Source organism: Pedococcus sp., assembly GCF_036554925.1.
Classification (GTDB): Bacteria; Actinomycetota; Actinomycetes; order Actinomycetales; family Dermatophilaceae; genus Pedococcus_A.
In genome coordinates this window covers 1-8,613 of record NZ_DATBMI010000083.1, presented here as the reverse complement: position 1 = coordinate 8,613, position 8,613 = coordinate 1, and the positions used below count along the sequence as shown (strand labels likewise).

Annotated in this window: 7 protein-coding genes; 1 reads left to right on the top strand and 6 read right to left on the bottom strand. The window is 72.9% G+C overall.

Annotation, left to right across the window (positions count from 1 at the left end):
* The 3 genes from VIB11_RS07000 to VIB11_RS06990 all read right to left on the bottom strand — a co-directional run.
* The coding region (locus VIB11_RS07000; RefSeq protein ID WP_332029705.1) for an ATP-binding cassette domain-containing protein at positions 1-1,485 on the bottom strand (1,485 nt) is incomplete at its 3' end.
* Between the two features lie 100 nt (positions 1,486-1,585).
* On the bottom strand, positions 1,586-2,104 hold the full coding sequence (locus tag VIB11_RS06995; RefSeq protein WP_332029703.1) for a hypothetical protein: 519 nt from the start codon (positions 2,102-2,104) through the stop codon (positions 1,586-1,588).
* Between the two features lie 121 nt (positions 2,105-2,225).
* The gene (locus VIB11_RS06990; RefSeq protein ID WP_332029701.1) at positions 2,226-5,048 is read right to left on the bottom strand and encodes a cation-translocating P-type ATPase; all 2,823 of its coding nucleotides are present in this window, start codon (positions 5,046-5,048) and stop codon (positions 2,226-2,228) included.
* Positions 5,049-5,226: 178 nt separating this feature from the next.
* On the opposite strand from VIB11_RS06990, the gene VIB11_RS06985 reads away from it, so the two are divergent.
* Complete coding sequence (locus VIB11_RS06985) at positions 5,227-6,063, top strand: hypothetical protein (protein WP_332029699.1); 837 nt, start codon at positions 5,227-5,229, stop codon at positions 6,061-6,063.
* An 84-nt stretch (positions 6,064-6,147) separates the two neighbouring features.
* Here VIB11_RS06985 and truA read toward each other — a convergent pair whose 3' ends face one another.
* The 3 genes from truA to VIB11_RS06970 all read right to left on the bottom strand — a co-directional run.
* Complete coding sequence (gene truA, locus VIB11_RS06980) at positions 6,148-6,984, bottom strand: tRNA pseudouridine(38-40) synthase TruA (protein WP_332029707.1); 837 nt, start codon at positions 6,982-6,984, stop codon at positions 6,148-6,150.
* Between the two features lie 184 nt (positions 6,985-7,168).
* Complete coding sequence (rplQ, locus tag VIB11_RS06975) at positions 7,169-7,711, bottom strand: 50S ribosomal protein L17 (protein WP_332029697.1); 543 nt, start codon at positions 7,709-7,711, stop codon at positions 7,169-7,171.
* A gap of 37 nt (positions 7,712-7,748) precedes the next feature.
* Positions 7,749-8,613 (bottom strand): DNA-directed RNA polymerase subunit alpha (locus VIB11_RS06970; RefSeq protein ID WP_332029695.1); only part of this gene is annotated, 865 nt, incomplete at its 5' end.

Here is an 8,613-nt window from a genome sequence, read left to right as displayed (position 1 = left end):
GGGCTCGTCGAGCAGCAGGCAGGTCGCCCCGCTGAGCTCGAGCAGCAGGATCTGGAAGCGCGCCTGCTGCCCACCCGAGAGCGAGCCGAAGGTCTGCTCCCCGGCACGGGCCAGGCCGTACCGGTCCAGCGCCCGCGCGGCCTCCTCGCGCGGCATGCCTGCGCGGTGCTCGTCACCGCGGTGCAGCACCTCGAGCAGCGTGCGCCCCACCAGCGTGGGGTGCTCGTGCGTCTGCGCGAACCAGCCGGGACGCACTCGCGACCCGAGGCGCAGCCGGCCGGTGTGCGCGACCGGCGCCGGCCGCACGTCACCGACCGGACGGTGCTCGACGTCGGGGTCGCTGCCGCCGCAGGCGAGCAGCCTCAGGAAGTGCGACTTGCCCGACCCGTTGCTGCCGAGCACCGCCACCCGCTCGCCGTACCAGACCTCGAGGTCGAACGGCCGCATCAGCCCGGTCAGCTCGAGGCCCTCGGCCACGACCGCCCGCTTGGCGGTGCGCCCGCCACTGAGCCGCATCCGCACGTTCTGCCGCAGCGGCAGCGCCTCGGGCGGGCCCGCCTCCTCGAAGCGGGCCAGCCGGTTGCGGGCGGCCTGCAGCCGCGACGCCATGTCGGAGTTGTAGGCCGCCTTCTGCTTGTACATCACGACGAGCGCCTTGAGCTTGGCGTGCTCCTCGTCCCACCGGCGGCGCATCTCGTCGAGCCTCTCGAACCGGTCCACGCGCGCCTGGTGGTAGGTGGAGAACCGGCCCGGGTGCACCCACAGGGTGCTGCCCGCGGCCCCTGGCTCCAGCGTGGCGATGCGGGTCGCCACCCGGTCGAGCAGCTCGCGGTCGTGGCTGACGAACAGCACCGTCTTGGGCGACTCGATGAGCTGCTCCTCCAGCCACCGCTTGGCGGGCACGTCGAGGTAGTTGTCCGGCTCGTCCAGGAGGAGCACCTCCTCGGGCCCGCGCAGCAGGGCCTCGAGGACCAGCCGCTTCTGCTCCCCGCCGGAGAGAGTGGTGACCTTGCGCCACTGGGCCTTCTCGAACGGCATCCCGAGCGCGGCGACGGTGCAGACGTCCCAGAGGGTCTCGTAGTCGTAGCCACCCGTGTCGGCCCAGTCGACGAGCGCCTGTGCGTACGCGAGCTGGTCCTGCTCGCTGTCGCGCTCCATCATCAGCAGCTCGGTCCGCTCGATCTCCGCCGCGGCCCTGCGCACCGGCTCCGGCGCGACCGACACGAGCAGGTCGCGCACCGTGGACTCGTCGCGCACCTTCCCCACGAACTGCCGCATGACGCCGAGCCCGCCGGAGCGCGTGACCGCCCCCTCGTGGGCGGCGAGGTCGCCCGCCACGATGCGCCCGAGGGTCGTCTTGCCGGTCCCGTTCGGGCCGATCAGCGCGACCTTGGCCCCCTCGCCGACGCGAAGGCTGACGTCGCTGAGCAGCGGCCTGCCGTCCGGGAGGACGAAACCCACGGAGTTGATGTCGACGTGTCCCACGGGGGTCCACTCTCGCGCACCCCGCCCGCGCGCTGCCAGCGGGTTTCCGGTGCCGGGGGCCGCGGGTGCCGGCGCCGCGGCACACGGCGCCGTGCCCCGCTCAGTGCAGCACGGCCTTGAACAGGACCATCAACGCCCCGAACGCGCCCGCCGTCGCCGCCGACACCAGGCGCTCGGCGCGCGTGAGCTGGCCGTGGCGACCCATCTCCCATCCGGCGACGCACAGCAGCACGGTGCTGCAGATGAGCGCCCACAGCACGGCCACGTCGACGTCGCGCCCCAGCAGGCCGAGGATCGCGAGCACGGTCAACGGCAGTGCCGAGGCGGTCACGATCTCCCAGCCGACGGTCAGCTGCTGGCGCACCTGCGCCCAGGTCGGGCGGTGGCCCTGGTGGATGCGCTCGGCCACCACCCGGGCGTAGCGCTCCGCGGCCCAGTAGACGACCAGGGTGACGAGCACAGCGAGCTCCACCGCCACCACGGTGTTCTGGTGCGCCGCCGCCATCACGGCCGCACTGACGATGACCCCGTAGATCCCCGCCGCGGTGGCCTCCTCGCTGTGTCGCGTCACCCGCGCGGGACCGGACACCGACGTCGGGCTGTCCTCGTTCGCTGCCATGGCCCCAACCTCCCAACGCGGCACCAGCCGGCGACTCCCCTCCCGGGGATGAGTCACTGGCGCTGGTGCGCGGCGATGCCGTACCCACCGAGACTACCGGCGCCGCGCCAGGCCGACCGCCTCAGCGGGGCGTGCGCCTGGGGCGGGCACCGCGGGCCGCGAGCCTGCGCGCGGCGAGCTTCTCCAGCTCCGTGACCCAGAGGATGGAGCTGGCCATGGCCACGCACACAGCCCACTGGTCCGGCGTCAGCGGGCTCGTGCCGAACGCCTCGCCCAGGAACCCGACCTGCACCACCGCCACCTGGAGGAGCAGGGACAGCGACACGGCCGCCCACAGCCACCGGTTCGAGAAGAGACCGCGGAAGGCGCTGCGGTTGGCGGACCGGGCGACGAAGCTGTGGAAGAGCTGGGCCAGCACCAGCACGGTGAAGCCCGCGGTACGGGCGGTCGCGAGGTCCTGGTCGCCGGCGATCCAGCCGCCGGGCAGGTAGAGGTCGATCGTGAGCAGGGTGACGGTGGCCATGACCGTCCCGACCAGGACGACGCTGCTCCACATGCGGGCGTCGATGACCCGGTCGCGCAGCGAGCGCGGCGGACGTCCCATGACGTTGTCGGCCTCGCCGTCCACCCCCAGCGCCAGTGCCGGGCCGCTGTCGGTGAGCAGGTTGATCCACAGGATCTGGGTCGCCAGCAGCGGCAGCGCCACCGCGCCGTCGGCCCCGGCCAGGCCCAGGCTGCCGGCGAGCACCACGCCGAGGAACACGGTCAGCACCTCGCCCATGTTCGACGAGAGCAGGTAGCGCAGCGCCTTGCGGATGTTGGCGAAGATCAGCCGCCCCTCGCGGACCGCCTCGACGATAGTGGCGAAGTTGTCGTCGGCGAGGACCATCTTCGCCGCCTGCTTCGTCACCTCCGTTCCGGCGACACCCATCGCCACACCGATGTCCGCACTCTTCAACGCCGGGGCGTCGTTCACCCCGTCGCCGGTCATGGCGACGATCGCGCCGTCGGCCTGGAGCGCGTCGACGATCCTCAGCTTGTGGTGCGGCGTCACCCGCGCGTACACCGAGCAGTCCCGGACGACCTCGCGGAAGTCGGGCTCGGCGAGGCGGTCGAGCTCAGGGCCGCTCCGGACCCGGCTCCCTGCCTCGGTGATGCCGAGCTCGGCCGCGATCCTGGCGGCGGTGCGCGGGTGGTCGCCGCTGATCATGAGCACCCGTATGCCGGCGGCGTGGGCCTCGCGGATGGCCGCCTTCGCCTCGGGTCGCGGTGGGTCGATGATGCCGACGGTGCCGGCGTAGATGAGCTCCCGCTCGAGGCTCTCCTCCGCCTCGGGGCGGGTGGCAGTGTGCAGGGGCCGGTACGCCACGCCGAGGGTCCGGTACGCCTGCGCGGACATCTCCTCGACCGCCCCGAGCACGGTGGCCCGCGCGTCGTCGGCCAGGGGCACGGGCGTCTCCCCCACGAGCAGGTGGGTGCAGCGGTCGAGCAGGATGTCGGGGGCGCCCTTCGTGACCACCGAGATCGCGTCGGCGTCATGGGCGTCGGCCTCGAGGCTGCTCATGAGCTTGCGGTCCGAGGTGAAGGGGATCTCGCCGACCCGGCGGAACCTCGCCGCACGGCGCAGGTGGCTGCCGAGCTTGCGCTCCGCCACGAGGAACGCGGCCTCGGTGGGGTCACCCTGGATCTCCCACTCTCCCTCCTCCTGGCGCAGGACGGCATTGCTGGCCAGGCTGCCACCGCTGAGCACCACGGCGGCCTCCCGCCACAGCGCAGAGGAGTGGTCGACCGGCGCCCCCGCGTGCAGGACCTCGCCCTCCGGCCGGTAGCCGGCTCCCGTGACCTCCAGGACGCCGGAGGCGGTCACGATCCGGCCGATGGTCATCTCCCCCTTGGTGAGCGTCCCCGTCTTGTCGGAGCAGACGACCGAGGCTGACCCCAGCGTCTCCACCGAGGAGAGCTTCTTGACGATGGCCCGGTGCTCGGCCATCCGCTGGACACCGATCGCCAGGACGAGCGAGACGATCGCCGGCAGCCCCTCCGGCACGGCCGCCACCGCCAGGGACACCCCGAGCAGGAGAGCCGTCACCGCCTCCTCGGTGCCCGTCCCTTCGGCCGTGAGCAGGACGGTCGCGACCACGATGGCCGCGATGACGACCACCGCGACGCCGAGCATCCGCCCCACCCGCGCGATCTCCTGCTGCAGCGGGGTCGGCTCCTCCGGGGTGGCGTGCAGCAGCCCCGCGACCTTGCCCATCTCGGTCTCCATGCCGGTGGCCGTGACGACGACCCGTCCGCTGCCCTGGGTGACGACGGTGCCGCTGAACACCTCGTTCACCCGGTCGGCGAGGGCCGCCGGCCGGCCGAGAGGCGCCGGGTCCTTGAGCACCGGCTCGCTCTCCCCGGTCAACGAGGCCTCGGAGACCTTGAGCGCGGCCGCAGCCACCAGCCGCCCGTCGGCACCGACCGCGTCCCCCTCCGTCAGGACCATCACGTCGCCCACGACGATCTCGCGGCTCGGGATCCGCCGCTGCTCGCCGTCGCGGACGACAGCCGCCGTCGCCGCGGTCATCCGGGCGAGGGCCTCGACGGCGCTCTCCGCCCGGGCCTGCTGGGCGTAGCCGAGCAGCGCGTTGGCCACCACGATGGCCGCGATGACGATGGCGTCGAACGGCAGGCCTTCCGCCCCCTCGACCCACCACGCCACGACCGACACGACGATCGCCGCCAGCAGCAGGTAGATGAGGGGGTCCGCGAACTGCTCCGCGAGCTTGCGCCACACCGGCACCACCGGCTCGGCGGCGAGGGTGTTGGGCCCGTGCCGCTCCAGGCGACGCGCAGCCTCCGCCGACGACAGCCCCGTCTCCACGGAGGAGCCGAGCTGCTCGGCGACGCTCCCGGCGTCGAGACCCCAGAGGTCGGCCCCCGGGCCACCACGGCTCATGCGCCCCATCCTGCCCGCAGCGGACGGTGCCCCGGAGCCGGATCAGCGGGTAAAGACCTCGTCAAGACCCGCAGGAGCCGCCGCCCGCCTTGTCACACTGACGAGGCTTTGTCAGAAAGGACTGGCTGTGTCCCATCACGCTCCCGCAAGGGCCCGACCGCTCGCTAGGGTCGCGCTCGTGCTCCTGCTCGCCGTCGCCAGCTCGGTCGGGGTCGGCGCCACAGGTAGCTCTGCCCGGGCCGAGACCACGGCGATGAGGTCGATGTGGGTGTGGGACGTCTCCACGCCTGCCGCCACGGTCGACCTGGCCGCGGCCTCCGGCATCGGGCAGCTCTTCGTGGCGGTGCCCCCACGCCTGAACCGCTCCCCGCTCCTGCCGAAGATCCGCGAGATCAGCCAGCGGGCCGCCGCCGCCGGGATCCGGGTGGACGCCCTCGGAGGGGACCCCGGGTGGGTGGACAACCCGACCTGGGTCGTCGACCACTGGCTGCGGCCGGCGCTCTCGAGCCGGCTGTTCACCGGGGTCCACGTCGACATCGAGCCCTACACCACGCCCGCGTGGGAGTCCGACCGGGCCGGGGTGGTCCAGCGCTACCTGGAGACCTTGACCGCGCTCGACCAGGCGGCCGGGGCCACCCCCGTCGAAGCGGACATCCCGTTCTGGTTCCACGAGGTTCCCGCGGGGGCCACGACTCTCGACCGCGAGATCATGGCCCGCACCGCCGGTGTGACGGTCATGGCGTACCGCAACACCGCCGCCGGCGACGACGGCACCATCGCGCTGGCGTCACCGGCCCTGCAGGCCGGCGCGGAGGTCGGGCGCCCGGTTCGCATCGGCCAGGAGACGAACTACCTCGGCGACAGCCCGGTGGAGACCAAGCAGACGTTCCACGGCCGGACGCGCACCGCCATGGAGACACAGCTCGCCGAGGTCGAGGCGGCCTTCGGGGGCAGCCCCTGGTTCGCAGGCATCTCCATCCACGACGCCGCAGGGTATGCCGCCATGGCGCCCTGACGGCGCCCGTCCAGCGGCCGCCCGTCCAGCGGCCGCCCGTCCAGCGGCCGTCCGTTCAGCGGGCGCCCATCGCGCCGGTCCGGCTCAGCGCTCGAGGGTGCGCACCGCACGTGCCTGCTCCGCCCGGGCGGCCAGCTCCTCGTCCGGGGGGTAGACGACCTCCTCCAGCGAGAGCCCGTGCGGCGGCATGACCGCCACGGCAGGGTCACGCTGCGCGGCCGCCAGCACCTGTGCGGGCCAGGCGAGGGCCCGCCTCCCCTCGCCGACCGGCAGCACCGCCCCGACCAGCGAGCGCACCATCGAGTGGCAGAAGGCGTCCGCCACCACGGTCGCGGCCAGGGTCCCGTCGTCCAGTCGGCGCCAGGAGTACTCCAGCAGTGTGCGGACGGTGCTGGCCCCCTCCCGGCGCTTGCAGAACGCCGCGAAGTCGTGGAGTCCCAGGAGGGACCGCGCGGCGGCGTCGAGGGCCTCCACGTCCAACGGGTGCCGGCTCACGACGGTGTCGTGACGGCGCAGCGGGTCGAGGTGGGCCGGGTCGTCGCACAGCCGGTAGAGGTAGCGCCGCCGCAGCGCCGAGAACCGGGCGTCAAAGCCGTCCGGTGCGGCCGCGGCGCGACGCACGACGATGTCCTTCGGCAGGACGCCCCGCAGCCGGCTCACCGCGGCCTGGCCCGGGGCCCGGTCGGAGCGCCCGGGCAGCCGCCCCCAGGCCTCGGCGTCGACGTCGGCGTGCGCGACCTGGCCCCGGGCGTGCACACCGGCGTCGGTCCGGCCGGCCACGGTGAGTCGCACCGGCTCCGGCGCCCGCAGCACCGTGGTCAGGGCGGCCGACAGCTCTGCCTCGACGGTGCGCCGCGCGGGCTGGGCCGCCCACCCGGAGAAGTCCGTGCCGTCGTAGGCGAAGTCGAGCCGCACCCGCAGCACGTCACGGCGTGCTGCCCCGCCCGCACCCTCCTGGTCCACGCCGCAACCCTACGACCCGCCTGCACGACGCCCCCCACGGCATTCCTGTCGACGCGCGCCGCGGCATACCCGTGGGACACGGCGAAGGCCGCCCGCCCCGGATGGGGCGAGCGGCCTTCGTGAGCCTCGCGGAGCGCGCAGGTCAGGCCTTGTCGGCCGTCTCCTCGGTCGCCTCGGTGGTCTCGGGAGCCTCGGAAGCGGTCGCCTCGGTGGTCTCCTCCGCCGGCGCGGCCTCCTCGGCCTTCGCAGGCTTCTCCGCCTTCGCGGCGTCCTTGGCGGCGCGCTTGGTGGCGGCCTCGGCCTCCTTGACGGTGGCCTTCTTCGCGAGCGGCTCGCGGACGAGCTCGATCACGGCCATGGGGGCGTTGTCACCCTTGCGCGCACCGATCTTGGTGATGCGGGTGTAGCCACCCGGGCGCTCGGCCATGTCGGGCGCGATCTCGGTGAAGAGACGGTGCACGACACCCTTGTCACGGACGACGGTCATGACCCGGCGCCGGGCGTGCAGGTCACCGCGCTTGGCGAAGGTGATCAGACGCTCGGCGAGCGGGCGCAGCCGCTTGGCCTTGGCCTCGGTGGTGGTGATCGAGTCGTGCTCGAACAGCGAGGTGGCCAGGTTGGCCAGGATCAGCCGCTCGTGAGCCGGACCGCCGCCGAGACGGGGACCCTTGGTGGGGGTGGGCATGGTTGTGGTTCTCCTTGGATGGGGACCGAAAGGTCGGTCAGAGCTGCTCGTCCTCGGCGAACGACTGGTCGTCGTCGGCCGTCTCGTCGTAGTCCTCGCCGTAGGAGTCGGCGATGGCGCTCGGGTCGAACCCGGGCGGGCTGTCCTTGAGCGCCAGGCCCATGCCGACGAGCTTGGCCTTGACCTCGTCGATCGACTTCGCACCGAAGTTGCGGATGTCGAGCAGGTCGGCCTCACTGCGGCTCACGAGCTCACCCACGGTGTGGATGCCCTCGCGCTTGAGGCAGTTGTACGAGCGCACCGTGAGGTCGAGGTCCTCGATCGGCAGGGCCAGGTCGGCGGCCAGGGCGGCGTCGGTCGGCGACGGGCCCATGTCGATGCCCTCGGCCTCGACGTTGAGCTCACGGGCCAGGCCGAACAGCTCCACCAGGGTCTTGCCGGCGGAAGCCATCGCGTCACGGGGTGCCATCGAGTTCTTGGTCTCGACGTCGACGATGAGCTTGTCGAAGTCGGTGCGCTGCTCGACACGGGTCGCCTCGACCTTGTAGGTCACGGCCAGCACCGGGCTGTAGATGGAGTCGACCGGGATGCGGCCGATCTCCTGGTCGCCGGACTTGTTCTGGGTGGCCGAGACGTAGCCGCGACCGCGCTCGACGGTCAGCTCCATCTCGAGCTTGCCCTTGCCGTTGAGGGTGGCGATGTGCAGGTCGGGGTTGTGCACCTCGACGCCCGCGGGCGGGGCGATGTCGGCAGCGGTGACCGCGCCGGGGCCCTGCTTGCGCAGGTACATCACGACCGGCTCGTCGTGCTCCGAGGAGACGACCAGGCCCTTGATGTTGAGGATGATCTCGGTGACGTCCTCCTTGACCCCGGGGATCGTGGAGAACTCGTGCAGCACGCCG

Bases quoted from the DNA above. Each gene is read 5' to 3' on its own strand.
- VIB11_RS06995 (WP_332029703.1), bottom strand. From the start codon at position 2,104: ATGGCAGCGAACGAGGACAGCCCGACGTCGGTGTCCGGTCCCGCGCGG.
- VIB11_RS06990 (WP_332029701.1), bottom strand. From the start codon at position 5,048: ATGAGCCGTGGTGGCCCGGGGGCCGACCTCTGGGGTCTCGACGCCGGG.
- rplQ (WP_332029697.1), bottom strand. From the start codon at position 7,711: ATGCCCACCCCCACCAAGGGTCCCCGTCTCGGCGGCGGTCCGGCTCAC.